Source organism: Mesorhizobium vachelliae (assembly GCF_033977325.1).
Classification (GTDB): Bacteria; Pseudomonadota; Alphaproteobacteria; order Rhizobiales; family Rhizobiaceae; genus Mesorhizobium; species Mesorhizobium vachelliae.
Map to the genome: position 1 here is coordinate 619,181 of NZ_JAVIIR010000003.1, position 24,421 is coordinate 643,601.

Annotated in this window: 27 protein-coding genes; 13 read left to right on the forward strand and 14 right to left on the reverse strand. The window is 64.4% G+C overall.

The window, feature by feature from the left end; genetic code table 11:
• Positions 1 to 59: 59 nt before the first annotated feature.
• From RFM41_RS09935 to RFM41_RS09960, 6 genes are all read right to left on the reverse strand, one after another.
• Positions 60 to 1,265, reverse strand: a complete 1,206-nt coding sequence (locus RFM41_RS09935) for an aminotransferase class V-fold PLP-dependent enzyme (RefSeq protein ID WP_320247037.1) — start codon at positions 1,263 to 1,265, stop codon at positions 60 to 62.
• Between the two features lie 19 nt (positions 1,266 to 1,284).
• Positions 1,285 to 1,746, reverse strand: a complete 462-nt coding sequence (locus RFM41_RS09940) for a RidA family protein (RefSeq protein WP_320247035.1) — start codon at positions 1,744 to 1,746, stop codon at positions 1,285 to 1,287.
• Between the two features lie 39 nt (positions 1,747 to 1,785).
• A complete protein-coding gene (locus tag RFM41_RS09945; RefSeq protein ID WP_320247034.1) occupies positions 1,786 to 2,580 on the reverse strand; it encodes an amino acid ABC transporter ATP-binding protein in 795 nt (264 codons plus the stop codon).
• A gap of 4 nt (positions 2,581 to 2,584) precedes the next feature.
• Positions 2,585 to 3,235, reverse strand: coding sequence for an amino acid ABC transporter permease (locus tag RFM41_RS09950; RefSeq protein ID WP_320247033.1), 651 nt, complete (start codon positions 3,233 to 3,235; stop codon positions 2,585 to 2,587).
• A 1-nt stretch (position 3,236) separates the two neighbouring features.
• Positions 3,237 to 3,902, reverse strand: a complete 666-nt coding sequence (locus tag RFM41_RS09955) for an amino acid ABC transporter permease (protein WP_320247032.1) — start codon at positions 3,900 to 3,902, stop codon at positions 3,237 to 3,239.
• A 112-nt stretch (positions 3,903 to 4,014) separates the two neighbouring features.
• Entirely contained in the window at positions 4,015 to 4,887 is an 873-nt protein-coding gene (locus RFM41_RS09960; protein WP_430691510.1) for a transporter substrate-binding protein, read from the reverse strand.
• Between the two features lie 122 nt (positions 4,888 to 5,009).
• Here RFM41_RS09960 and RFM41_RS09965 point away from each other — a divergent pair, with 122 nt between their 5' ends.
• Entirely contained in the window at positions 5,010 to 5,810 is an 801-nt protein-coding gene (locus RFM41_RS09965) for an IclR family transcriptional regulator (protein ID WP_320247030.1), read from the forward strand.
• Positions 5,811 to 5,853: 43 nt separating this feature from the next.
• On the opposite strand, the gene RFM41_RS09970 is transcribed toward RFM41_RS09965, so the two are convergent.
• On the reverse strand, positions 5,854 to 6,057 hold the full coding sequence (locus RFM41_RS09970) for a YdcH family protein (RefSeq protein WP_040985243.1): 204 nt from the start codon (positions 6,055 to 6,057) through the stop codon (positions 5,854 to 5,856).
• Positions 6,058 to 6,297: 240 nt separating this feature from the next.
• Here RFM41_RS09970 and RFM41_RS09975 point away from each other — a divergent pair, with 240 nt between their 5' ends.
• From RFM41_RS09975 to RFM41_RS09985, 3 genes are all read left to right on the forward strand, one after another.
• Positions 6,298 to 6,477, forward strand: coding sequence for a YdcH family protein (locus tag RFM41_RS09975; protein WP_042641511.1), 180 nt, complete (start codon positions 6,298 to 6,300; stop codon positions 6,475 to 6,477).
• A 251-nt stretch (positions 6,478 to 6,728) separates the two neighbouring features.
• Complete coding sequence (ispG, locus tag RFM41_RS09980; RefSeq protein ID WP_320247024.1) at positions 6,729 to 7,979, forward strand: flavodoxin-dependent (E)-4-hydroxy-3-methylbut-2-enyl-diphosphate synthase; 1,251 nt, start codon at positions 6,729 to 6,731, stop codon at positions 7,977 to 7,979.
• A 4-nt stretch (positions 7,980 to 7,983) separates the two neighbouring features.
• Entirely contained in the window at positions 7,984 to 8,844 is an 861-nt protein-coding gene (locus tag RFM41_RS09985; protein ID WP_320247022.1) for a transglycosylase SLT domain-containing protein, read from the forward strand.
• 235 nt (positions 8,845 to 9,079) lie between these two features.
• Here RFM41_RS09985 and RFM41_RS09990 read toward each other — a convergent pair whose 3' ends face one another.
• Complete coding sequence (locus RFM41_RS09990) at positions 9,080 to 11,413, reverse strand: response regulator (RefSeq protein ID WP_320247020.1); 2,334 nt, start codon at positions 11,411 to 11,413, stop codon at positions 9,080 to 9,082.
• 194 nt (positions 11,414 to 11,607) lie between these two features.
• On the opposite strand from RFM41_RS09990, the gene RFM41_RS09995 reads away from it, so the two are divergent.
• The gene (locus tag RFM41_RS09995; protein ID WP_320247018.1) at positions 11,608 to 12,000 is read left to right on the forward strand and encodes a lysozyme inhibitor LprI family protein; all 393 of its coding nucleotides are present in this window, start codon (positions 11,608 to 11,610) and stop codon (positions 11,998 to 12,000) included.
• Between the two features lie 83 nt (positions 12,001 to 12,083).
• Here the strand turns inward: RFM41_RS09995 and RFM41_RS10000 are convergent, their stop codons facing one another.
• The 6 genes from RFM41_RS10000 to RFM41_RS10025 all read right to left on the reverse strand — a co-directional run bounded on the left by RFM41_RS10000 (position 12,084) and on the right by RFM41_RS10025 (position 18,632).
• Positions 12,084 to 14,384 (reverse strand): xanthine dehydrogenase family protein molybdopterin-binding subunit, encoded by a 2,301-nt coding sequence (locus RFM41_RS10000; protein ID WP_320247016.1) that lies wholly within the window; start codon positions 14,382 to 14,384, stop codon positions 12,084 to 12,086.
• The gene (locus RFM41_RS10005) at positions 14,377 to 15,741 is read right to left on the reverse strand and encodes a c-type cytochrome (RefSeq protein WP_320247014.1); all 1,365 of its coding nucleotides are present in this window, start codon (positions 15,739 to 15,741) and stop codon (positions 14,377 to 14,379) included. Before RFM41_RS10005 ends, RFM41_RS10000 begins: the two co-directional genes overlap by 8 nt.
• Before the next feature lie 2 nt (positions 15,742 to 15,743).
• Complete coding sequence (locus RFM41_RS10010; RefSeq protein WP_320247012.1) at positions 15,744 to 16,202, reverse strand: (2Fe-2S)-binding protein; 459 nt, start codon at positions 16,200 to 16,202, stop codon at positions 15,744 to 15,746.
• Between the two features lie 201 nt (positions 16,203 to 16,403).
• On the reverse strand, positions 16,404 to 17,000 hold the full coding sequence (locus tag RFM41_RS10015; protein WP_320247011.1) for an HXXEE domain-containing protein: 597 nt from the start codon (positions 16,998 to 17,000) through the stop codon (positions 16,404 to 16,406).
• 200 nt (positions 17,001 to 17,200) lie between these two features.
• On the reverse strand, positions 17,201 to 17,416 hold the full coding sequence (locus RFM41_RS10020) for a tautomerase family protein (RefSeq protein WP_320247009.1): 216 nt from the start codon (positions 17,414 to 17,416) through the stop codon (positions 17,201 to 17,203).
• Between the two features lie 298 nt (positions 17,417 to 17,714).
• Positions 17,715 to 18,632, reverse strand: a complete 918-nt coding sequence (locus RFM41_RS10025; protein ID WP_320247007.1) for a polyprenyl synthetase family protein — start codon at positions 18,630 to 18,632, stop codon at positions 17,715 to 17,717.
• A gap of 128 nt (positions 18,633 to 18,760) precedes the next feature.
• On the opposite strand from RFM41_RS10025, the gene RFM41_RS10030 reads away from it, so the two are divergent.
• From RFM41_RS10030 to RFM41_RS10065, 8 genes are all read left to right on the forward strand, one after another.
• The gene (locus RFM41_RS10030; protein WP_320248061.1) at positions 18,761 to 19,468 is read left to right on the forward strand and encodes a transglycosylase domain-containing protein; all 708 of its coding nucleotides are present in this window, start codon (positions 18,761 to 18,763) and stop codon (positions 19,466 to 19,468) included.
• A 154-nt stretch (positions 19,469 to 19,622) separates the two neighbouring features.
• Positions 19,623 to 19,805: a 50S ribosomal protein L32 gene (gene rpmF / locus RFM41_RS10035; protein ID WP_006203806.1), complete on the forward strand. Its 183-nt coding sequence runs from the start codon at positions 19,623 to 19,625 to the stop codon at positions 19,803 to 19,805.
• Positions 19,806 to 20,082: 277 nt separating this feature from the next.
• Entirely contained in the window at positions 20,083 to 20,577 is a 495-nt protein-coding gene (locus tag RFM41_RS10040) for an Lrp/AsnC family transcriptional regulator (RefSeq protein ID WP_041000132.1), read from the forward strand.
• Between the two features lie 4 nt (positions 20,578 to 20,581).
• Positions 20,582 to 21,433: a transporter substrate-binding domain-containing protein gene (locus RFM41_RS10045; RefSeq protein ID WP_320247004.1), complete on the forward strand. Its 852-nt coding sequence runs from the start codon at positions 20,582 to 20,584 to the stop codon at positions 21,431 to 21,433.
• 77 nt (positions 21,434 to 21,510) lie between these two features.
• Complete coding sequence (locus tag RFM41_RS10050) at positions 21,511 to 22,170, forward strand: amino acid ABC transporter permease (RefSeq protein ID WP_320247003.1); 660 nt, start codon at positions 21,511 to 21,513, stop codon at positions 22,168 to 22,170.
• Complete coding sequence (locus tag RFM41_RS10055) at positions 22,167 to 22,838, forward strand: amino acid ABC transporter permease (RefSeq protein ID WP_320247001.1); 672 nt, start codon at positions 22,167 to 22,169, stop codon at positions 22,836 to 22,838. Before RFM41_RS10050 ends, RFM41_RS10055 begins: the two co-directional genes overlap by 4 nt.
• Positions 22,839 to 22,871: 33 nt before the next feature.
• Positions 22,872 to 23,825 carry an agmatinase gene (locus RFM41_RS10060; protein WP_320246999.1) on the forward strand — a complete coding sequence of 318 codons (954 nt, stop codon included), beginning with the start codon at positions 22,872 to 22,874 and terminating at the stop codon, positions 23,823 to 23,825.
• 152 nt (positions 23,826 to 23,977) lie between these two features.
• Positions 23,978 to 24,379, forward strand: a complete 402-nt coding sequence (locus RFM41_RS10065; protein WP_320246997.1) for a hypothetical protein — start codon at positions 23,978 to 23,980, stop codon at positions 24,377 to 24,379.
• Positions 24,380 to 24,421: the final 42 nt, after the last annotated feature.

The window sequence follows — 24,421 nt, forward strand, 5'->3', positions numbered from 1 at the left end:
GGCGGCAAAGGCGCGCCTTAGCGGAATTCGCCGATAGCCGCAAGGATTGTCGCTGCCAGCTAGTCCGGCCAGCGCAACGCACCAGCCGATTCCTTGCGGGCGACCCTCATCGCATAGGCGGGGCGGTCCTTCGCCGTCAGCACGGCGCGCAGTTGCTCGGCGACGATCTCCGCCTCGCCGGGGTGCAGGTTGCACGGATCGAGGAAGAAATGGCCGCGCTCGACCTCGTGGTTGCGCACGATGACGGGCGGCGTGCCGGCGGCAAGCGCGGAGGCCAGACCGGCGGCGGTAAAGCGGCTTTCCGGCCGCACGAAGACCTGCAGGCGATCAAGCGGATTGTTGGTCGGATCGGGGATGATCTCGGCACCGATGCCGGGAATACCCTGCAGGGCGTCCTTCCACAATTTGAGCGCGGCTTCCTCGCGCCAGCGGATGCCGGCATGGTCGCGCTTCTCCCAGGCGTCGAGCGCCGCCATGGTGCCGGCGATGCTTTCCTTGCCGACCTTCATGGCCCGCGCGACGCCGCGGTTCTGCAGATAGGCGGCGCGCACCAAATCCTTGCGGCCGGTGACGATGCCGCTGGTCGGGCCGCTCAGGAATTTGTGGCCGCTATAGACGACGATGTCGGCGCCGCGCGCCAGGAAGCTGCGCAGATCGTATTCCGAGGCCGCGTCGACGATCACCGGCACGCCCTTGGCGTGGCAGATCTCGCAGAATTCCTCCAGCGAAAGCATCCCGTACTGCACCGTGTGGTGCGCGACGACGTAGAGCGCTGCCGCCGTGCGCTCGTTGATGGCTTCGCGCACATGGTAATCCTGGGTGACGCTGACGGTGCCCGCTGGGATCACCTTTGCGCCGGCGACGCGGATCGACTGGTCGATCGGCGCGCCGTAATTGACGATATGGCCGAGCTGGATGACGACTTCAGACTTCAGCCCCTCCGTGTCGTCCGGCAGGCGCTCGATCGCCAAAAGGTTGGTGCCGGTCATCGCGCCGGCGATCGCCATGGTGATGCCTGAGGCGCAGCAGGCGGTGATGAAGCCGGCCTCGCCGCCGGTGAGCCGCGCGACGACCGCGCTCGCGGCGCGCTGCAGATCGTCCATCTCGACCCATTGCGAGGCGATCTCGGCCATGGCGCTGATGGCTTCCGGGACGATGATCGAGGCGCCAAGCGCCGTCATCGTGCCGGAGACGTTGATGATGGGCCTCAAGCCCAGCCGCTCGCGGATCGTGGTGTTGGAGCCGGCGTCGGAATAGGTCTTCATTTGAATGGACTCCGTTAAGTCAGGCCGCGATCTCGACGACCGCTTCGATTTCGACAGTGATGTTTCGTGGCAAAGAGCCGACGCCGATCGCCGAGCGGGCATGGCCGCCGGTCTTGTCGAAGACATCGGCGAAGAGATCGGAACAGCCATTGACCACTTTGGGGTGGTCGCTGAAGGTCGGCGTGGCATTGACGAAGCCGAGCAGCTTGACGACGCGCACGATGCGGCCGAGATCGCCGGCTGCGGCATGCATGACGGCAAGCAGGTTAAGGCCGGTGAGGCGGGCATGCTCATAGGCCTGCTCGACGGTGACGTCGTCGCCGACCTTGCCGGTGCACAGCGTGCCGTCGGCGCGCAACGGCCCCTGTCCAGAGAGGAAGATCAACCGGCCGCTCTCGGCGTGGGTGACGAAATTGGCGATGGGCGTCGGCGGCTCGGGCAGCGTCAAGCCGAGTTCGGCGAGCCGGATGTAAGGCGACATGGAAGGCGTACTCCTTGAATGGCCAACAGCCATCCGCGTTCAGAAATGCGAGGCGCGGAAGCGCGCCAGAAATGTGCGAAGGCGCTCGTTGCTGGTCTCCGCGGCAAGGACCTCCTTCGGCGGCCCGACCGCCGAAACGCCGCCATCGGCCATGAAGACGATGCGGCTGGAGGCATCGCGGGCGAAGGCCATCTCATGGGTCACCATCACCATCGTCATGCCGTCTTCCGCCAGGCTGCGCACCACCGCCAGCACCTCGCCGACGAGCTCCGGGTCGAGCGCCGAGGTGATCTCGTCGAGCAGCAGGATCTTGGGCTCCATGGCGACGGCGCGGGCAATGCCGACGCGCTGCTGCTGGCCGCCGGAGAGTTCCGCCGGCAGGCTGTCGGCCTTGTGGCCGAGGCCGACGCGACCGAGCCAATGCTCGGCGATCGAGCGCGCTTCCGCCTTGCTCTTGCCGCGAACCTTGGTGAGGCCGAGCATGATGTTGCCGGCGGCGCTCAGATGCGGAAACAGGTTGAAGCTCTGGAACACCATGCCGGTCTCGGCGCGCATGGCGGCCAAATCGCGTTCGCTGCGCCGCTGGCGCGTGCCGCCGTCTCTAAAACCGACCTCCTTGCCGTCGATGCGGATCGAGCCGCTGTCGTAGCTTTCGAGGAAATTGACGCAGCGAAGCAGCGTGGTCTTGCCGCTGCCCGAAGGGCCGATGATGGTGACGACCTCGCCCTTGGCTACCTGCAGGCTGACCGAGCGCAGCACGCTGACCGAGCCGAAGGATTTCGAGACCTCGGCAATGTCGAGAAGTGCTGGGCTGTCGTTCGAACTGGTGGCCATCGTGTCAGTCCCGGATAAAGGCGAAGCGCCGTTCGAGCCGCCGGCTGGCGTAGGAGAGCGCGTAGTTGACGGCGAAGTAGATGAGAGCGCCGAGGATATAGAGCGGCATCGCCTCATAAGTGCGGCCTATGACCTGGTTGATCGCCTGCATCAGGTCGGTGATGCCGAGCAGCGAGACCAGCGCGCTGCCCTTCACCGCGTCGGTGACGCCGTTGATCCAGGGCGGCAGGAAACGGCGGAAGGCCTGCGGGAAGACGACATAGGCGAGCCGCTGGCGGAAGGTGAGGCCGATCGCCATCGCCGCTTCCGACTGGCCCTTTGGAATGGAGGCGACGGCGCCGCGCAGATATTCGACGACCTGGGCGGTCTTGAACAAGGTCAGCGCCAGCACCGCAGCCCAGAAGGACTGCAGGTGCACGCCGACGGCTGGCAGGCCGTAATAGACGAAGAAGATCAGCACCAGGATCGGGATGCCGCGGATGGTGTCCGAGAAGATGCGCACCGCCCAGCGCAGCGGCGCGGGTCCATAGACCAAGCCGACCCCGAGGATGACGCCGGCGATCAGCGACAGCACCACGACCAGCAATGACACCCAAAGCGTCAGCGCGAAGCCTTGGGCGAGGAATGGCAGGGCGTAGGCGATCTGGCTAAGCATGTCAGCGCGCCACACTGAACCGGCGTTCGACCAACCGTAGCGCGAACAGCAGCGCATAGCCGGTCAACAGATACATCGCTGTGGTCACCAGGTAGACCTCGACGATGCGGAAGGTGTTGAAGTTGATCCACTGCGCGCCATAGGTGAGCTCCGGCACCGAGATGACGGAGGCGACCGAAGTATCCTTGAACAGCGAGATGAAGGTGTTGGACAGCGCCGGCAGCGTGATGCGCATCATCGTCGGCAGGCGGACATGGATCAGCCTTTGCCACGGCGTCAGGCCGATCGCCTTGCCGGCGTCGAGCTGGCCGCGCGGCACGGCTTCCAAGCCGGAGCGGAACACTTCCACCAGATAGGCGCCGCTATAGACCGACAGCGTCAGGACAAACGAGGTGGGCGCGCTGTAAGCGATGTCGACGACGGTCGGCAGGCCGTAGAAGACCAGATAGACCAGCAGGATCAGCGGCACGTTGCGGATGAATTCGACATAGGCCGCGATGATGGCGCGCACGACGCGGCCGGCCGAAACGTACCAGACGGCAAGCACCAGCCCGATGACGATGCCGATGGCGATCGAGATGACGGCAAGCTCGAGGCTGAGCAGCAGGCCGCCCCACAGCTTGTCGAAATGCCGCCAGATCAGGTTGAAATTGAGCGTATAGCCCATGCGTCCGTCTCAATCGCTGCGGTGCGACGGATAGGTTCCGCCGCCCTCGCGCCGGTGTCGAGGAAAACAGGCGGAAGGAGCCGCTCCTTCCGCCGGCTCGTCGTATGGCCGGTCAGATGACCGGGAAGCCCGGATGCCGCGGCGGCGGCTCCTGGCCGAAATATTCCTTGAAGGCGGCGTCGTAGAGCGCCGTCTCATGGCCGAACATGGCGATGGTGAAGGTCTGGTTGACGAAGGTCAGCCAGTCGAGGTCGCCCTGCCTGACCGCCGCGCCGTAAAGCATCGAGTACCAGCTCTTGCCGGCGTCGAAATATTTGTCCGGGTTGCGCGAGGCGAGCCAGCGCACTGTGGAGAGGTCGACCGCGGCGGCGTCGACGCGCTTCGATTCCAGCGCCTGCAGGACGTTGGCCTGGGTATCGATCTGCATCACCTGCGCCTGCGGCAAGGCGAAATGCACCGAGCTTTCGGCGTCGACATTCTGCAGGATCGAGATGCGCGTGTTGGCGCCATTCGCCAGGAGCTTGTCGAAGGTCTTGTTCTCGGAACCGGGCAGCGTCAACAGCGCGACGCCTTCGACATAGTAGGGCCGCGAGAAGTGGATCAGCTGCGAGCGCTGCGCGGTCATGGTCATGAACTGGATGGTGATGTCGACCTTGTTGGTCGTCACGTTGGGAATGCGCTGCGCCGGATCCTGGGTGACGAATTCGACCTTGGTCGCGTCGTCGAAGAGGCCCTTGGCGAGGATGCGGCCCATGGTGATGTCCATGCCGACGAGTTCGCCGGCATCGTTCTCGAAATGCCACGGCGCATTGGTGCTGCCGGTGCCGACGATGAGCTTGCCGCGATCGAGCGCGGTGCGCAGCACGCTGTCGGACGCGGCTTGCGCCGCCGCCTTCTCGGCGCTGATGGCGGTGAGCGCCCCGGCGGTGGCCAGTCCCGCCATTCCCAGTTTCAGAAAATCACGTCTGCCGGATGTGTCGTTCACGGCGACCTCCTTTGATGTTGTGTTCCCCAATGCGGCTGAGACACGTATCGCAATCAGCGATTGTCTCTTACAAGAGACGCATGTATCCTGTACAAGACAGATACTAGCACCAGGAATCGACAATGCAAGATAGTGAAACGGTGAGCGGGTGGCCGAGCGAGGGCGCGGGTGAAGAGCGGCCGGCGGGCTCGCGCGAGAAGGGCCTCAACAGGGTCTTGAACATGCTGGAATTCCTGCATGCCAATCAGCGGGCGATCGGCATCGGCGAACTGGCCAAGGGGCTGAACGCGCCGCGCTCGACGACCTACACGCTGGTGCGCGAACTGGTCGAGGCCGGGCTCCTGGAGATGGCCGGCGACGGCAACCGCGTCTATTTCGGCAAGAAGCTCTATCTCTATGGAATGGCCTATATGCGCGGCAACGACCTGCTCAGGCGCGGCCGCCAGGAGGTCGACACGTTGTCGCGCGAGACGGGCGAAACCTCGGAGCTCTGCATGCTGCAGAGCGGCCGCTACACGATCGTCCATTCGAGCCCCGGCACCAGGCCGTTCCGCATCAGCTCTGCCACCGGCCTGCAGATCCCGCTGCCATGGACGGCCTCCGGCCGGCTGCTGCTTGCCGGCCTCGACCGCAGCCGGATCGAGGCGATGGTCACGCAAGACGATCTCGTGCTGCCGGATGGTCGCAAGCTGGAACTCGACGATTTCATCGACGATATCGGAAAGGCCCGCGTCACCGGCTATTGCGTCACGTCGGGCCTGGTCGACGCCTACACCAAATGTCTTGCGGCGCCCGTGTTCTCGGCTCCCGGCAAGGTCGAGGCGACGATGTGCCTGGTGGTGCCGATCGATACCTCCGAGGAGCGGACGGGCGAGCTTCTTGCCGTGCTGCGCGAGCGCGCGGCGCGGCTTTCGATCTCGTGACGGAGCAGTCTCGTGACGGAGCGGGGGCGGTAGCGCGATCCGCTCAGGCGATGATGTCGGGAATGATGCGGTCTTCCAGCGCCGACAGCCGGTCTTTCAGCATCAGCTTCTTCTTCTTCATGCGCTGGATCTGAAGCGGGTCGCAGCCTGTGGCGATCATCGCGTTGATGGCGGCGTCGAAATCGGCGTGTTCCTGTTTGAGCCGGGAATATTCGAGGCGTATTTCAGCCTGTTCCTGTTCGGACATTATCTACCGTCTGCGTATGCATCGCCCAATCGGGCTGTCTGGGCGGGGCCGGTCGTCTGTTTCTTTGCGACCGGCGCGCAGCCCTTATCACATTTCACTTTGTCGTGGAATGCTACCACGTGGCATTCGACATCGAGATCGGTTGGTGGCAAACTGTCATTGTGCCGTCACAGTCGCAACCTGCGGTGGAGGCGCCCGCGACGGCTGCAATCGAGGAAACCATGAAAGGGAGAACCAATCATGTCTCTTGCATCCCATCTTGATGAGTTGCAGCGGAAACACGGTGATATCGAGCGCGAGCTCACCGATGCGATGAACCATCCTTCGGTAGACGACCTCGAAATCGTGAATCTCAAGCGACGCAAGCTGGCAATCAAGGACGAGATTGAAAAGCTGAAGGCGAGCCCCACGACACACTGAAGCTCTTCCAGGCACCATAACCGCCCCCGCCGCGGTGCAGCCTCCCGGTGGCAAGGAATGCCGCCGGCTTGGTACTTTACACTGAATCTCTTGACCGTTTGGGCGCGCATCCTCAGGCCGATGCTCCTTCGACCCGCGTGGCGGCTGATCGGATGGCTGCGGAATTGAGGGCCTTGCCGGCCGGTTGCCATTGACAAGCCATCTTTGCTCCGCCACCTCATGCCCGGAACTTTCAGATGAAGGCGGCCGGCATGACCGGATATTTTTCCTCTCCCTTCCCGCGCCGGACATCGGTTGGCGTGACGGTCGGCGGCGTGACGGTCGGCGGCGGCACCCCGGTCGTCGTGCAGTCGATGACCAACACCGACACGGCCGATGTCGACCAGACCGTCGCCCAGGTCGCGGCGCTGCACCGCGCCGGCTCGGAAATCGTGCGCATCACGGTCGACCGCGACGAGAGCGCGGCGGCGGTCCCGCGCATCCATGAGCGGCTGCTCAGGCTCGGCGTCGACGTGCCGCTGGTCGGCGACTTCCATTATATCGGCCACAAGCTGCTCGCCGATCATCCGGCCTGCGCCGAGGCGCTGGCCAAATACCGCATCAATCCCGGCAATGTCGGCTTCAAGGACAAGAAGGACCGCCAGTTCGCGGCGATCGTCGAGATGGCGATCAAACACGACAAGCCGGTGCGCATCGGCGTCAACTGGGGCTCGCTCGACCAGGAGCTTTTGACCCGGCTGATGGACGACAACCAGGCGAAGCGCTCGCCGCTCACCGCGCAGGAAGTGACGCGCGAGGCGATCGTCCAGTCGGCGATCCTGTCGGCGGAGATGGCGGAAGAGATCGGGCTTGGCCGCGACAAGATCATCCTGTCGGCCAAGGTCAGCGGCGTGCAGGACCTGATCGCCGCCTACACCGAGCTTGCCACCCGCTCCGACCACGCGCTGCATCTGGGTCTCACCGAGGCCGGCATGGGCACCAAGGGCATCGTCGCCTCGTCCGCCGCCATGGGCATCCTCCTGCAGCAGGGCATCGGCGACACGATCCGCATCTCGCTGACGCCGGAGCCGAATGGCGACCGCACCCGCGAGGTGCAGGTGTCGCAGGAACTCTTGCAGACCATGGGCTTCCGGCAGTTCGTGCCGATCGTCGCGGCCTGCCCCGGCTGCGGCCGCACGACGTCCACCGTGTTCCAGGAGCTCGCCCAGAGCATCCAGGCCGATATCCGCAAGAACATGCCGGTGTGGCGCGAGAAATATCCCGGTGTCGAGAACCTCAAGGTCGCGGTGATGGGCTGCATCGTCAACGGCCCCGGCGAATCCAAGCATGCCGATATCGGCATATCGCTGCCCGGCACCGGGGAGACTCCGACGGCGCCGGTCTTCATCGACGGCAAGAAGGCGGCGACGCTGCGCGGCCCCTCGATCGCGCAGGATTTCGAGAAGATGGTCGGCGACTATATCGAGCAGCGCTACGGACACGGCAAGGCAGCGGCCGAGTAGGCCGATGCACCGTTTCCTTACGGTGACCCTGGCCTTGTTCTGCTGCTTGAGTTGGGTGGCGGCCGCGTCGGCGGATCCGCCGCAGTCGAAATCGGCAGCCAAACGGCTGATCGACCGCGTCTGCGATCTGATCGAGACCGAGGCCGGCAAGAACGGCTTGCCCAAGGATTTCTTCGCCCGGCTGATCTGGAAGGAAAGCCGCTTCGATCCGAGTGCGGTGAGCCCGGTCGGCGCGGAAGGCATCGCGCAATTCATGCCCGGCACCGCCAAGATGCGCGGCCTGGCCAATTCCTTCGACATCGAGCAGGCGATCCCGGCTTCAGCGAAATATCTCGCCGAGATGAAGGCAGGCTACGGCAATCTCGGCCTTGCGGCGGCGGCCTATAATGCCGGCGAGAACCGTGTATCGCGCTGGCTCGCCTCCGGCGGCTTCCTGCCGATGGAGACGGAAAGCTACGTCTTCGACATCATGGGCGAGCCCGTCGACAAATTTTCCGACAAATCATATGCCGGCACCGTCGAGCCGCTCGACCCCAAGATGAGCTTCGCGGTGGCCTGCCGCCGGCTGCCGGTGATCATGTCGCGGACCGTCGCGATGGCCTCGATCAACGTCAAGCCGTGGGGCGTGCAGGTGGCGGGCAATTTCCGCCGTTCGGCGGCGATCGGCCAATGGCTGAGGGTCAAAAGCCGGTTCCCGGCCTTGCTCGCCAGCCATGACCCGGTGGTGAGCCGGGTGCGCACGCCGATCGGCCGCCGCGGCATCTACGCGGTCAGGATCGGTGCGGACTCGCGCGGCGAGGCCAACACCATCTGCAACAAGCTGCAAAGCGTCGGTGGGGCGTGCGTGGTGTTGCGCAATCGGTAGTGACAAGCTGGAACGTGAGGGGACGTCGGCGGGACAGCGCCCCCCTCTGTCCTGCCGGACATCTCCCCCACAAGGGGGAAGATTGGCCGTCACCTTTGCTTTCGCCAATCTTCGACGAACCGGGTGAGGCGCCGAAACCGCTGATCTCCCCCCTAGTGGGGGAGATGCCCGGCAGGGCAGAGGGGAGCGCGAAGGAACTCGGCGGCGGCCGATGGCTGCCACCCGCTGCCCAGCCTCAAGCCGTCTTCGCCGCCACTGTCTCGCTGAGCCAGGTGCCGATCTTGGCGCCGAGGCGGTCAGGCGAGACTGGCTTCGGCAGATAGTCATCCATGCCGGCCTCGATGCATTTTTCGCGGTCGCCCTTCAGCGCATGCGCGGTGACGCCGATGATCGGTGTGTGATCGCCATTTTGCGTTTCGATGGCACGGATGGCGCGGGTCGCCTCATAGCCGTTCATTTCCGGCATGGAGACGTCCATCAGCACCAGGCGGGGGCGCAGCGAGCGATACATCTCGACCGCGGTGCGGCCATTGCCGGCGATGCGGTAGCTGAGGCCGAAACCGTTGAGGATCTGGCCGAAGACCATCTGGTTCACGTCATTGTCCTCGGCGATCAGGATGTCGATCGGGCCGCTCGGCGCCGCGGTCGATTCAGGCGCCGCCGGCACGGGCACCGCCGGACCGCGGATGACGGTGAAGGCCGGCGGTGCTGCCTGCGCCACGACCGGCTCGCGCACGAAATGCGCCTTTGCGCCCTGTGTGCGCGCCTTTTGGATGGCGGAGATCACGGTGCCCAGCAGCACCGCCGAACGCGCCGGCTTGGTGAGATGCGCGACGATGCCGAAATCGATCACCATGCGGCCGAAATCGACCTGGTCGACCGAGGTGAGCAGCACGACCGGAATGGAGGAAAGCCGGCTGTCGGCGGCAATCGCCCTCGCGACATCGGCGCCGTTCATGCCGGGCATCTGGTAATCGAGGATGATGCAGTCGACCGAGGCGCCGAGTTGGCAGGCGCGGTCGAGGAAGGCGAGGCCGACGGCGCCGCTTTCTGCCGCCGCGCAGTCGAAGCTCCAGCTCCTGAGCTGCTCGAGCAGGATTTCGCGGTTGACCGGATTGTCGTCGATGACCAGCACCCGGGCGCCGGTGACATCCATCGGCACCAGTTCGTCGCGCGACTGCCGGTCATGCGCCGGCAACGGCACGGCGAACCAGAACACGGAGCCGCGGCCGATCTCGCTTTCGACGCCGATCTTGCCGCCCATCAGATCGACGAGACGAGCGGATATTGCGAGGCCAAGCCCGGTGCCCTCATGGCGGCGGGTCGAGGAGCCGTCGACCTGGGCGAATTTCTCGAACACGTTTTGCAGTTTTTCGGCCGGGATGCCGATGCCGGTGTCCTCGACGCGGACCTTGAGCTGGACCACGCCGTCGACGACATCGCCGCCGACATCGACCAGCACATGGCCCTTCTCGGTGAACTTCACGGCGTTGCCGAGCAGGTTGGTGACGATCTGGCGGAAGCGCCCGGCATCGCCGACGACGAAGGCCGGCAGGCGCGGATCGACGCGCACGATGAGCTCGAGGTTCTTTTCGGCAACGCGCGCCGACACGAGCGTCGCCACGTCCTCGACCGCTTCCGCCAGACGGAAGGGGGCTGGGTCGAGCGTCAGCTGGCCGGCATTGATCTTCGAGAAATCGAGGATATCGTTGATGATGGTGAGCAGCGCATTGCCGGATTTGACGATGACGTCGGTAAAGGTCTTCTGGCGCGGCGTCAGCTCCGTCTTGGCAAGCAGCTCGGCCATGCCGAGCACGCCGTTCATCGGCGTGCGGATCTCATGGCTCATATTGGCGAGGAATTCGGACTTGGCGCGATCGGCGGCTTCGGCCTTGAACAAGGATGCGGCAGTCTCGGCGAAGGCGCGCCGGATCGCGTTTTCCATCGGCCGGAAGATCAGAACCGCGGCGATGGCGAGCACGGCGAACAAAAGGCCGCTCGCCCACAGGAGCAGCCGGTCGCTGGAAGCATCGGCGAGGTGACGCTCCTCGTCGAGCGCGGTGCGTACCTTCACCAGCATGGGCTGGGCGAAAAGGTCGTTCTGGTTGCGGATCTCGCGGTAGCTCCACTCGTCGACCTTCTGGGCGACGGCCATCAGGTTGAAGTTGCGCACCATGTCGCGCGCCGACCAGAACAGGTCGCCATTGACCGAAGCGGTGTCCAGCGCGTTGAGGGTGCCCTTCGACAAGCTGGGCCGGATCGCGGCAAGCTCGGCGTTCAGGATGCCGATCTCGGCCATCAGGCGCTCGGAATGGCCGCGCGCGGCGGTCGTCAAGGCATCGCGCGTCTCGCTGCGCCAGGCGGTGCCGGTGGTCTCGGCGAAATTGGTGGCGTTGCGCAGGTCGCGGGCGAAGATGACGAAATTGCCGCTGAGGGCATCGACCTCGTGGCGATACGAATTCACGCGGTTGAGCGCGAACATGACGGCGGCCGAGGCCAGCGCGAAGACAAGCAGTCCCGAAATGTAGCGGATCCGGATCGACCGGAGGAAGGAAGAATATTCCGGCATGCGCAACCCCAACACATACGCACAATTTTAATGGCCGGGATTACGCTTGATTTACATTAAGATTTCGTTGGTGGCGGGGCGGCTGCTTTTGTCGATGAATAACAGCTTTGACCAGAAGGCGACTCCTGTTTCGATAAATAGACGATCGTGCCAGGCTGACCGCCCTTCAGGTTGGAAATCAAGGAACCGCCTCCATGCTCCAATATGCCTGCCTTCTCGCAATTGCGACCATGATGGCGACCCACCCGGCGATGGCGCAGAGCGATGCCGAAATGAAAGCGTGCATCGATCGGTCCAACGGCGTTTCCTCGGCAATGCTGGATTGCGGGAAAGTCGAGATCGATAAATTCGACGCCAGGCTGAATACGGCTTATAACACCCTGATGCATCGCGAACGCGGTTCCGAGCGTGTCCGGCTGCAGCGCGAGCAGCGCGCCTGGCTAAAACATCACCTGCAGGAAACGAAACGTCTTGCGGCCGATCCCAACAACGGATCGGCGGCCTTCCTCGACTCGCAAGGGTTTGAACTGGACGATTTGAGCGCACGCACGGTCGAACTCGAAAAGCGCGTCCAGAAAAGCCCGTAGCCGTTCAACCGGGATCATCGTTTCAAGGCATCCGCGCAAGCGAACACCGCCAGCCTCCCGCGGTCGGCGGGCGGGGTGCCGGCTCAGGTTGACAGCGAATAGCCCAGGTCGCGCAGAGGCAATCGGCGGACGCGCTCGCCGGTCGCGGCGAAGATCGCGTTGCCCAGCGCGGGCGCCAGCGCCGGAAAGGCAGGTTCGCCCATGCCGGTCGGCGGATTGTCCGACTGGATGAAATAGGCGTCGATCGTCATCGGCGCGAATGGCATGCGCAGGATCGGGTAGTCGTTGTAGTTCTGCTCCCTGATGCGCCCGTTCTCGATGTTGACCTTGAGACCCATCGCTGTCGACAGGGCGTCGGTGGATGCGCCTTGCGCCTGGGCTTCGGAACCTGCCATGTCGATGATCGGACCGACATCGAGCACCACCACGATGCGGGCGATCCTGATCCGCTTGTCGGCATCGACGCCGAGCTCGACGGCCTGCGCGACATGGCCGGCATGCGAATAGCACCAGGCAAGCCCGAGGCCGCTGCCCTTTGGCAGCGTCTTTCCCCAGCCCGCCTTTTCGGCGCACATCCTGATGACGTCGGTCGCTCGCCTGGGGCTGAAATTGACGCTTGGCTCCTTGGGAGCGAGTTCGGGCACGTCGCGGTTCACCGCATCGAGCAGGAACTCGACATGGTCGCGTCCCGAAGCGAGCGACAATTCGTGCATGAAGCTCTGGGCGGCGAAAACCTGGGCGTTGTCGCCCGGCGCGCGCCATGCGCCGGTCGGGATCTTCAGCGGGAACATCGTCTTTGCGCGGCGCAAGTTAGGCGCCTTGATGGAATATCTGAGGTTGTCGGTGAGGTTGGCGCCCGAGGCCTCTTTCTTGCCGTCGGCGGTGAAGGTGATGAAATGCTCGCGCCAAGCGTCGAGCCTGCCGCCCTTGTCGATCGCGCCCTTGAACTGGTGGTAGCCAGCGGGCCGGTAGAAGTCGTGGCTGAAATCGTCCTCCCGACTCCATTGCAGCTTGACTGGCGCGTTGACCTTCAGCGCGATGGCCGCCGCCTCGCAGGCATAGTCATTGACCAGCCGCCGCCCAAAGCCGCCGCCGACGCGGGTCTGATGCATCACGACTTTCTCGGGGGGAATGCCGGCAACCTTGCCGATCAGCGGCAGGCCGCGGTCGGGCTGCTGGGTCGGCACCCACAGTTCCATGATGCCGTCATGCCAATGCGCGGTGGTGTTCATCGGCTCCAGCGGCGCATGCGCGGCGAAGGGATATTCGTAGTAGGCCTCGACGGTCTTGGCGGCATCGGCGAAGGATCTGTCGACGTCGCCGACATTGTTGTCCGGGTTCTGCGGGAAGCTTTCCGCGACCTTCTTCGCTTCCGCCGAAAAGCGCGAGGAGGAGTCCGTCGAGGCTTCGCTGAGGTCCCAGTCCACCTCGAGCTTGTCCTTGGCCTGGAAGGCGCTCCAGGTGTCCTTTGCGATGATCGCCACGCCGGGCATCACTTCGACCGCAAGGCCGGTGCCCTCAACGGCGAAGGCGTCGAGCACGCCGGGCTCGGCCTTGATCTCGCTGGCGTTGAAGGATCGGACCTTGCCACCGATCGCCGGGCATTTGGTGTAGGTGGCATAGACCATGCCGCGGAGTTGGACATCGATGCCGAACAGCGGCTTGCCGGTAACCACCTTGGGGTCGTCGACGCCGCGAAAGCGCTTGCCCATCAGCCGGTACTCGGCGCGGCTCTTGAGCTTCAGGCCCTTTGGATCGGGCACCGGCATTTTCGCCGCCGCTTCCGCCAACGAGCCATAGGTCGCAGACCGGCCGCTGGCGGCGTGCGTCAGCATCGAAGCCTGCGCCGTGATCTGCGACGGGTCGACCGACCATGCCTGCGCCGCGGCGGCGATCAGCATCGCCTTGGCGCCGGCGCCGGCCTGGCGCAACTGGTTCCAGGCGCGCGGGATGGAGGTCGAGCCGCCCGCGCCCTGGCTGCCATAAACCTTCGGATTGATGTCGGCCTGCTCCATCACGACATGGTTCCAGTCGGCATCGAGCTCGTCGGCAATGATGACGCCGAACGAGGTCTTGATGCCCTGGCCGATCTCCGGGCATTTCGAGTAGATGGTGATCGTGTTGTCGGGCGCGATGCGGATGAAGGCGTTCAGGGCCCGGTCCTTGGCGCTTGCCGCGTCGCCGTTCACCGGCTCGGCCGCGAACGCCGCGTCGCCGATATGGAAGCCCAGCACCAGCCCCGCGACGCTCGCCCCGGTCAACTTGAAGAAGGTGCGCCGCCCCATCTTCGTCGCCGCATTGGCCGCGCCGGCCGAATGCACCTCGTCGAGCAGAGCCGAGAGATAAGCGTCGGAGCGGGCGAAACTGGTCTGGGTGTCAGCCATTGGGAGCCTCTTTGGATTGTTGCGCCGCCTGCTCTCTGAGCGCGGCCACGTCCTTGGCCGTCAGATGCGCGCCCTTGGCGCCAAAGCGGGCGGTGACGTAGTTGGCGACGGCGGCGATATCGTCGTCGGAATAACCCTCGCCGAAGCCCGGCATGAAGATCCTGCCGTCTGCGGTCTTGCGGCTGACGCCGTTGATCACCGTCTGCGCCACATTGGTGGCGCTGGGATCGTTCACCGCGCGCACGCCGGTCAACGTGGCAAAGCCGGTGACCGGGCTGACGCCGGTCCAGTCATGGCACGAGGCGCAGGCGCCGGCAAAAATCTTCTCGCCGCGCATGTTGGCCTCTGTCGTCGCGCCTTGCTTGTAGGAAGCCGGTGCTGCCGTGGTGACGGTGCGCGGCAGGTCGCTGGCATGGGCCGGAATGCTGCGCAGATAGGCGACCAAAGCGTGCGTATCGTCCGGCAGCAGATAGCTCAAGCTGTCGTCGGCGGCCTCGCCCATCGGTCCGGCGGCGCCGCCATGGCCATTGGCATGGCCGGTGGAGAGATAGGCATAGAGGTCGTCGTCGCTCCAGTCGCCGATGCCGGAAACCTTGTCGCCGGTGATGTTGTAGGCGCGCCAGCCGGCGGTCAGCGCGCCGGCGAACTTGCCGTGATTGTCGAGCCCATAGGCGAGGTTGCGCGGCGTATGGCACTCGCCGCAATGGCCCATCGCCTCGGCAAGATAGGCGCCCCGGTTCCATTGCGGGCTTTGGCCGGTGTTGGGGCGGAAGCGCTGGTCGGGATTGAACGCCACGTTCCACAGCGCGATCAGCCCGCGCTGGCTAAACGGCCAAGACAACTGGTTCTGCTTGGCGGGCGCCTTCACCGGCGCCAGCGTGAAGAGATACGCTTTGATCGCCAGCGCGTCGGCGTCGGTCATCAGGCTGTAGGAGGCGTAGGGCATGGCGGGATAGAGCTTTTGGCCGTCGGCGCGAATGCCCCGGTGCACCGCCGCCAGGAACTGGGCATCGCTGTAGCTGCCGATGCCGGTCGCCTGGTCCGGCGTGATGTTGGTGGAATAGATCGTGCCGAACGGCATGTTGAAGGCGAAGCCGCCGGCAAAGGGCGCGCCACCCGGCGCGGTGTGGCAGGCTTGGCAGTCGGCGGCGTGGGCAAGATATTCGCCGCGCTTCACCAGATCGGCGCTGGCAAGTGCCGCCGGTACGCCGCTGACGGCGGCCTCATGATAATCCGCCAGCGCCACAGTCGGGCCGCCGGCGAATGCCATCGGATTGCGGCCGAGGACAAGCCAGCCCGCGAAACCGAGCGCGACGACGACAATAACCGCGACGAGAATGCCAATGGCCCTTTTCATGGTCAGGCCGATTTGGCGGCGGCGTTCTTTATGGCGCGGCGGATGCGGATATAGGTCCCGCAGCGGCACAGATTCCCCGCCATCGCCGCATCGATATCGGCATCGTCGGGCTGCGGATTGGTGTCCAACAGCGCCGTGGCCGACATGATCTGGCCGGCCTGGCAATAACCGCATTGCGGCACCGCGGCCTCCATCCAGGCCTGCTGGACCTTGGCGCCGTTGGGTGTCGCGCCGATCCCCTCGATGGTGACGACGGCGCGGGTGCCGACGTCGCCGACGGTCAACTGGCAGGACCGAACCGGCTTGCCGCCCACATGCACCGTGCAGACACCGCATTGGGCGACGCCGCAGCCATATTTGGTGCCGACCAGATTGAGATGGTCGCGCAGCACCCACAGAAGCGGCATGTCTTCCGGCACGTCGACGTCGCGCGACTGTCCATTGATTGTAAGGGTGAGCACCTCTTCCTCCCCGATCGGAATGAAGTCCACGCAACGGCGGAACGTATTCGCCAAAGGGTAGGGGACCGGAGCTCCGCAGGTAGGTTCCGTGGGATCACGTTTTAGGCATCGCGTCGAGAGACGTTGAAACCCTGCGGCAGGCGTTCGACGCGATATCCCAGCGGCTTGCTCGTTGCCGCAAGCGTGGCTTCGCCGCGGATGCTACGAGGTGGCGACGAGAGAGCGGTATCGGGCAGCCATCACCGCAATGATCGCCAGGTGGAGCAGGATCGCGAGCGCTGCGCCGATCAATTGCGGGACAAGACCTGCCGTCAGGCCAATCATCCAGATCGTAACGACGCTCAGCGGCAAGAACAAAATGACGCTGGTGACAAGGCCGGGATTGTATTTGCCGAGCCGTGCCGATGTGACGAGATGCGCGAGCGCGTTCACGATCATGACATAGGGGGCAACCAGGCCCCAAGCCGGTCCCCATAGGAATGCGGCATAAAGAGCAAGCAGGTTGACGCCCCAGACAAACGGCAGGTTGATGACCAGAACCGAAGCGACGGTAAGCGCGTCACGGCCGCTGAAAACATGCTCGTTCGCGAATTTGCGGAATCGGTCGCCGGTGTGTTCTTCGACCTGATGGACCATGTAGAACGGGCTATGCAGGAAGATCAGGAACACCGGCAGCGGAAGCGATACTACCGGCGCGGCCGCCATAAGCGATGCTGCCATGAACCCCGCACCAATGACCCAGTAATCGGCCAGCCAGGCTTGCAGCTTAAGCATCGGTTCCCCGGCATCCTCCGGCATTTGTCAGTCGGCGATCTTGCACGAATGGATGCCCATCACCAGAACTATTCGAGCGCGTGGAGGAGTTGCTCACGCGCCCAGCCGGCCATGCAAGTGCGGCAAGCGTCGCCTTGTGTGTCCGTCGCATCGCCGCCATCAGCTGCCGCAGGACGACCGATCAAATCGGGCGTGCCGTCCGGCAAACGGGCCGCCCGTTCAAATCAGGCATCGTTGGCCCGGTAGGCATCGGGAAGAATGAAGATCTCGTCGGCGCGGCCGTAGCCTCCGTCGGGAACTTCCTCGATCAGCACCATGGTGTAGGGACGCACGCCTTCGCCGAAATAGTCGACAAACATCTGCGTGGTCTTGTGGACGAGGTCTTCCTTCTGCGCTTTTGTGAGGGCGGCCTCAGGCATCTTGAAGTTGGCAAAGGGCATTTCCAGGTTCCTTCCGGGTTGGATTTTTCACGACTCTGGATGGGGACCGCCTGCGCGGTGTCATCGGCCGGGACCGATCTCCGTTCGTTGTCCTGGAGCGGATATAGACCGCCGCGGATGCGGGATAATCACCCAGCCATCGACAGCAGTATTCGGATGGAGCGAACAATCGGAGCCGTGTCGGCCTCTGACCGCAGAACCGGCAGCTCGCTTTCCTGGAGCGGGTATCGCAGATTTTCGCCGAGGTTGTGGGGATCAGTGCCGGGCCGGCAATTTGGCCGCCCGCCTGCGCCACCGTTCAGCTGCTGCGCGTCGCCACGAAGGTCGCCGCTTGCCTGAGCAGCTCAGCCGCTTCGCCGTAGGGCTCGAGCAGCGCATGCGCCTGGTCGATCAGGCCGTGGAGCTGGCCGCGGGCCCAGTCGGGGCCGTGCAGCGAGGCAAGCGTCGCCTTGCCGGCGGCGGCGTCCTTGTTCGTCGCCTTGCCCATCTGCTTGGCGTCGGCGGTGAGGTCGAGAAGATCGTCGGCGAGCTGGAAGGCAAGGCCGATCGCCGAGCCGAACTCTGCCAGCCTCTCGCGGTCGGCGGGCGGCGCGCCGGCGAGGATCGCGCCGGCCTCGCAGGCGAAGCGGATGAGAGCGCCGGTCTTCATCGCCTGCAAGGTGATGATGCCGGCCTCGTCCGGCCGTTCGCGCTCGGCCTCGAGGTCGAGCATCTGGCCGCCGACCATGCCGCCGGCGCCGGCCGCGCGGGCAAGCGCGAGAACCAGGGTGGCGCGGCGCTCCGCCGGCAGCAACGTCGCCTCGTCGGCGATGATGTCGAAGGCCAAGGTCAGCAGCGCGTCGCCGGCGAGGATCGCGGTCGCCTCGTCGAAGGCCTTGTGCACCGTCGGCTGGCCGCGCCGCAGATCGTCGTCGTCCATCGCCGGCAGGTCGTCATGGATGAGCGAATAGCAATGCACGCATTCCAGCGCCGCCGCGACGCGCAGCGCCGCGTCATTCTCGGCCGAAAACAGCGCGGCGCTTTCCAGAACCAGGAAAGGGCGCAGCCGCTTGCCGCCGTTGAGCACGCCGTGGCGCATCGCCGCCATCAGGCGCCCCGGCCGCGCGATCTCACCGGTGAGCGGACGCGCGTCGAGGATCCGCCGCAGCTCGGCCTCGACGGCGGCGGCACGCGTGAAAAGCGCGGTTTCGAAGGCGATCTGGTCGTCTTTGCTCATGGCCGGGACCGGTAGCCGACACTCAGACATTGCGCAAGCAGGCGCGCGCCTTTATGCCGATGGGGGCGAGGCACGGGTGGGACGGCTTGACGGAACCGATCGTCGAATATGAAAGCGAAGGGCTGGACATGGCGCGACGTCGGCGCCCGAACCGCGCCGGTGTGAAGCGCATCGCCCGGCGCTGCCTGGTCGTGGCGCTTGTGCTGGCGGCTATCCCGGTCGTGCTCACCTTTCTTTACCTGCCGTCCTTCGTGCATCCGATCTCGACGCTGATGCTGAAGGACCTCGTGACGTTTTCCGGCTACGACCGGCGCTGGGTGTCGATCGACGACGTGGCGCCGGTGCTGGCGCATTCGGTGATCATGTCGGAGGACGGGCAGTTCTGCTTCCACCGCGGCGTCGATCTCGGCGAATTGCGCGGCGTGGTCGACGATGCGCTGGCCGGCGAGGCGACGCGCGGCGCCTCCACCATCACCATGCAGACGGTGAAGAACCTCTTTCTGTGGTCGCGGCCGCTGGGCAGCGTGCGAAAGGTGGTCGAGCTGCCTTTAGCCATCTATTTCGATGCGGTGATGTCGAAGCGGCGGATCATGGAGATCTATCTCAACATCGCCGAATGGGGGCCGGGCATCTACGGCATCGAGGCCGCCGCCCAGCACCATTTCGGCGTCTCGGCCAAGCAATTGTCGCGAAGGCAGGCCGCGCTGCTGGCCGTCAGCCTGCCCAACCCGATCGCGCGCAATCCGGCCAAGCCGGGGCCGGGCCTGAGGCGTCTCGCGAGCTTGATCGAGCGGCGCGCCAGCCGGTCCGGCGCCTATGTGGGATGTTTGGATTAGGACGAAGCGTCGCCGGCTCAAAAAAATTCACAGCCAGCGCTGGCCAAAACGGCGCAAGGCGTGTATAGGCACCCGACTTTCTCAGATTATGGCCTCGATGCGGCCCTTTCGCGAGGGTTGCCGGGGCATTTTGACCATGTAGTGGAGCATATCCATGGCCGTTCCAAAAAGAAAAACCTCTCCGTCGAAGCGCGGCATGCGCCGCTCGGCCGACGCCCTCAAGGCCCCGACCTATGTCGAGGACAAGAACTCCGGCGAAATGCGCCGCCCTCACCATATCGACCTGAAGACCGGCATGTATCGTGGCCGCCAGGTTCTGGAGCCGAAGGAAAGCTGAGAAGCTTCCAAGGTTTCCGACGTTTTCAAAAGACCGGCCTTTGGCCGGTCTTTTTGTTTTTGCGCCTTCGTTGGCGCGGCAGCCGACCGAAATCGGCACGACCTGACTTTCGCGCTCGCGCGGCCTTAAGCCGTCCTCTCTAAGCGCTTCAAACCCACCGCCTACGTCGATGCCATCCGGTATCGCGTTTGCTTCTGTTTGCAGATCGCTTGCAAATGACGAATTCTTATGCAAATTTGAATTTTATAGTCGGAAATCGACATGAACGAGGGGATTTATGTGGGATTTCGTCAGCACCAATGACCTGGACGAGACCGAGCAGGCGGTTCTTTCGCAACTGAAGGTCGACGGGCGGATGTCGAGCGTCGACATCGCCAAACGCATCGGCGTGACCGAGGCGACGGTGCGGCGCAAGATGGCGCGCGTCCTCGAAGATCCCGACATCTCAATCCAGGCGGTGGTGCGGCCGCTGCGCAGCGATCTTGGCATCGCGGCGATCGTCGGGCTCGACGTCGACCGCGAGCACATCATCAGCGTCGCGCGAAAACTCTCCGAATATTCCTTCGTCGACTCGGTCTACGCCATGACCGGACCCTTCGACATCATCATCCAACTGACCCTGCCGTCGACGACGGCCCTGCATGATTTCCTGGTCAGCGAACTCGCCAATGTTCCCGGGATCAAGGATTCCGAGAGCTACATGATCGGCCGCGTGTTCAAGCACTCCGGCCGGGCCTACCAGCGCAGTAAAACCGAAGAAAAAAGAGGGTAACGAAATGGTTGGGTTGTTTTCCACCGCGCGCCGCTCGGCACTTCGCCTGCTGGCCGCAGCACCTTTTCTCATTCTATCCGCCGTCTCGCATGCCGATGGCCTGGTCGATCAGATCAAGCAGCGCGGCACGATCGTCGTCGGCACCGAGGCGGCCTTCGAGCCGTTCGAGTTCGTCCGCGACGGCCAGATCGTCGGCTACAACAAGGACATCCTCGACTATGTGGTCGCTAAGCTCGGCGTGAAGCTCGACCAGCTCAATCTGCCGTTCCAGGGCCTGCTGCCCGGCCTGCTCGCCAAGAAGTTCGACCTGATGGCGACCTCCACCGGCATCAATGCCGAGCGCGCGGCGAAATATGCCTATACGCGGCCGACCGGTTCGTTCGACAACGTCATCGTCGTGCGCGCCAACGAGGACCGCATCAAGAAGCCTGAGGACATCGACGGCATGGTGGTGGCAACGCAGCTTGCTTCCTCGGTGCAGCCGGTGATCGAGGCCTATGACAAGGAGCTCAAGGCCAAGGGCGGCGGCATAGGCGAGATCAAGCTGTTCACCTCCTTCCCGGAAACGCATGTGGCGCTCGCTTCCGGCCAGGTCGATGCCATCGTCATCGCCTCGCCCTCGGCGGCGGTGCTGATGAAGAACGTGCCCGACACCTACAAGGTCGTCGGCTCGATCGGCGAGTTCCAGTATCTCGCCTGGGTGGTGCGGCCGAAAGACAAGGACCTGCGCGACCTCATCAATGCCAGCATCGGCGAGCTGAAGGACAGCGGCAAGCTCAAGGAGCTGCAGATGAAATGGTTCGGCTTCGAGATGCAGACGCCTGACCAGGGTTACCTGCCTCCGGGTGCCCTCTAAACCGCTTTGCACGGGCGGAGACCGGCCTTTCGCGGGAGGTCGCTCTCCCCGCGCGCCATCACTTGTCGAGCTGAGCCATGGTCGACTTCTCCAGAACCATCGCCTTCCTGCCGCAGTTCCTGGCCGGCGCCGGCGTCACGCTCGCCGTTTCGGCGCTCGGCTTCGCGCTCGGCACCGCCATCGGCTTCGGCCTGCTCGCCTGCCGTCGGTCGCGCTGGCGGGCCGTCCGTTTCATCGGCGCGCTCTACACCAGCTTCATCCGCGGCACGCCTTTGATCGTGCAGATATTCGTCGTCTACTACGTGCTGCCGGGACTGGTGGGCATCGACCTGCCGCCGCTGCTTGCCGGCGTGCTGGCGCTCTCCTTCAACAGCGCGGCCTTCGTCGCCGAGATCCTCAGGGCCGGGCTGACGCGCATTCCGACCGGCCAGTATGAGGCGGCCAAGGCGCTCGGGCTGAAGCCGGCGGTGACCTGGCTGAAGATCATCCTGCCGCAGCTTTTCCGCATCATCATCCCGCCGATGGTCAACGAGTTCACCATGCTGGTGAAGGCCTCGTCGATCCTGTCGGTGATCACCGTCGTCGAGCTGACGCGCACGGCGCAGAACATCATGAACGTCACCTATCGGCCGGTCGAGGCGTTCATGGTGGCGGCGGCACTCTATTTCATCGTGCTGTTCGCCTGCAGCCTCGTGGTGCGGCGCCTGGAGCGCCAGGCGGAGAGGGCGCGGGCATGAGCTTCGACTTCGCTGTCATCACCGACAATTGGCCGGCGCTGGCCAAGGGTCTCGGCAACACGCTCGTCATCTGCGCCGTCACGCTGCCGGCAGGCTTCGCGCTCGGCCTGGTCCTGGCGCTGGTGCGGCTCAGGGCAGGGCGGGTGCCGGCATCGATCGTTGCCGGCTATGTCGAGCTTTTCCGCAACATCCCGTTCCTGATCCAGGTGTTCCTGCTGTTCTACGTGCTGCCGATGGCGGGTGTGCGGCTGTCGACCATCGCCGTGTCGGTCATTGCGCTGTCGGCCTATGCCAGCGCCTATTTTTCGGAAATCGTGCGCGGCGCGATCCAGTCCATCCCAAGCGGACAGACCGAGGCCGGCTATGCGTTGGGACTGCGCTATCCGCTGATCCTGCGCAAGGTGCTGTTGCCGCAGGTGGCGGGCTACATCCTGCCGGCTGCGGCCAACCTCACTATCACGCTCATCAAGGAATCGGCGATCCTGTCGGCGATCACCGTGCCCGAGCTCACCTATATGGCGCAGGACATCATCGGCCGCACCTTCGCGCCGGTCGAGATCTTCACCGCGATCGCGCTGCTCTATTGGGCCCTCACCGTGCTGGTGGCCGCCGCGGCGCGTGAGTTGGAACGCCGCCTGACACCGCATCTCGCCGTCTCGCGCGGCTGAATTCGCAAAGCTTTCAACACAGAAGGAGACCACATGTCCAAGCTCACCACCGCGCCGCGCGATGTCTTCCAGACATTCATGAACTTTCCGCTGGTCGAGGACCTCGACACGCTGAAGGCTGATGTCGCCATCATCGGCATGCCTTACGGCGATCCCTACACGATCGACGAGCTGATCAACGACCAGACCAACGCGCCGACCGCGGTGCGGCGCGCCTCAAAGCGGATCAGCCAGGCGCTCGACCGCTATGATTTCGACATCGGCGGGCCGGTCTTCGCCGGGCAGGACATCAAGGTGGTCGATGTCGGCGACGTGCCCGGCAATGCCGCGGATCATGTCGGACATTACAAGCTCGCGGAACAGGCCATTCGCAAGATCCGCGCCGCCGGCGCCATGCCGATCACCATCGGCGGCGACCACGGTATTCCGATCCCGATTTTTCGCGCGCTGGACGGCGAGGGGCCGATCACGCTGGTGCAGCTCGACGCCCATCTCGACTGGCGCGACAACGTCAACGGCGTCAAGGAAGGCTATTCGAGCACCATCCGCCGCGCGTCGGAGATGAAGCATATCGACAAGATCTTCCAGGTCGGCGTCCGCGGCCAGGGCAGCGCGCGCACCGAGGAGGTCGAGGCGGCACGCGCCTATGGCGCCAACATCATCACCACCAATGAGTGGCAGGATATCGGCACCGCGGCCCTTCTCAAGCGTATCCCGGATGGCGGCCGCTACTACCTCACCATCGATGCCGACGGGCTCGACCCGTCGGTGATGCCTGCGGTCGAAGGTCCGCAGCCTGGCGGCATCACCTACCGGCAGACGATCGAGCTGATCCAGGGTCTGGTCGGCAAGGGCAAGCTAGTCGGCATGGACATCGTCGAGATCGCGCCGGCGCGCGATGTCAACGAGATCACGTCGATGACGGCCGGCCATATCATCCTGAACGTCATCGGCGCGGCCGTGCGCGCGGGCTATTTCAAGCGCTGACGGTGATATGAGGGGCGCGATGTCAGCCGGGCAACCGGCTGACATCGTTATTTCATTAGGTCTTACAGCGTGTTCGCCAGCGCCGGCGAAAAGCCTTGACGGCGCGCCTGCCGCGGATTTTACAAAAAGGGTGCCCCATTGGAGTCGCCCAGATGTTCGGTGCTGTTCCGATGCTGATCGTGCCCTTCGTCCTCTACAATCTCGGCCTGCTGGGATTGTTCGGCGGCGGCGACGATCCGTGGACGACGGAGATGTTCACCTTCCGCATGATGTCGGGCGGCGTGTTCTCGATGACGCTCGGCGACCTGATGGTGCTGATCGGGCTGATCTTCCTGTTCATCGAGATCTCGAAATCGGTGCGCGCGTCCAACGCCTCGATCATAGATCACCTGTTGTCGACGCTGGTCTTCATCGCCTTCCTGGTCGAATTCCTGCTGGTGAAGGGCGCGGCGCATTCCGTCTTCTTCACGCTGATGATCATCGCGCTGTTCGACGTGCTGGCCGGCTTCTCGGTGTCGATGCGGTCGGCCAGCCGGGATATCAACCTAAACTGAGGGATGTGCCGATATTCAGGTGATGCCGGCCTGCAATGCCGG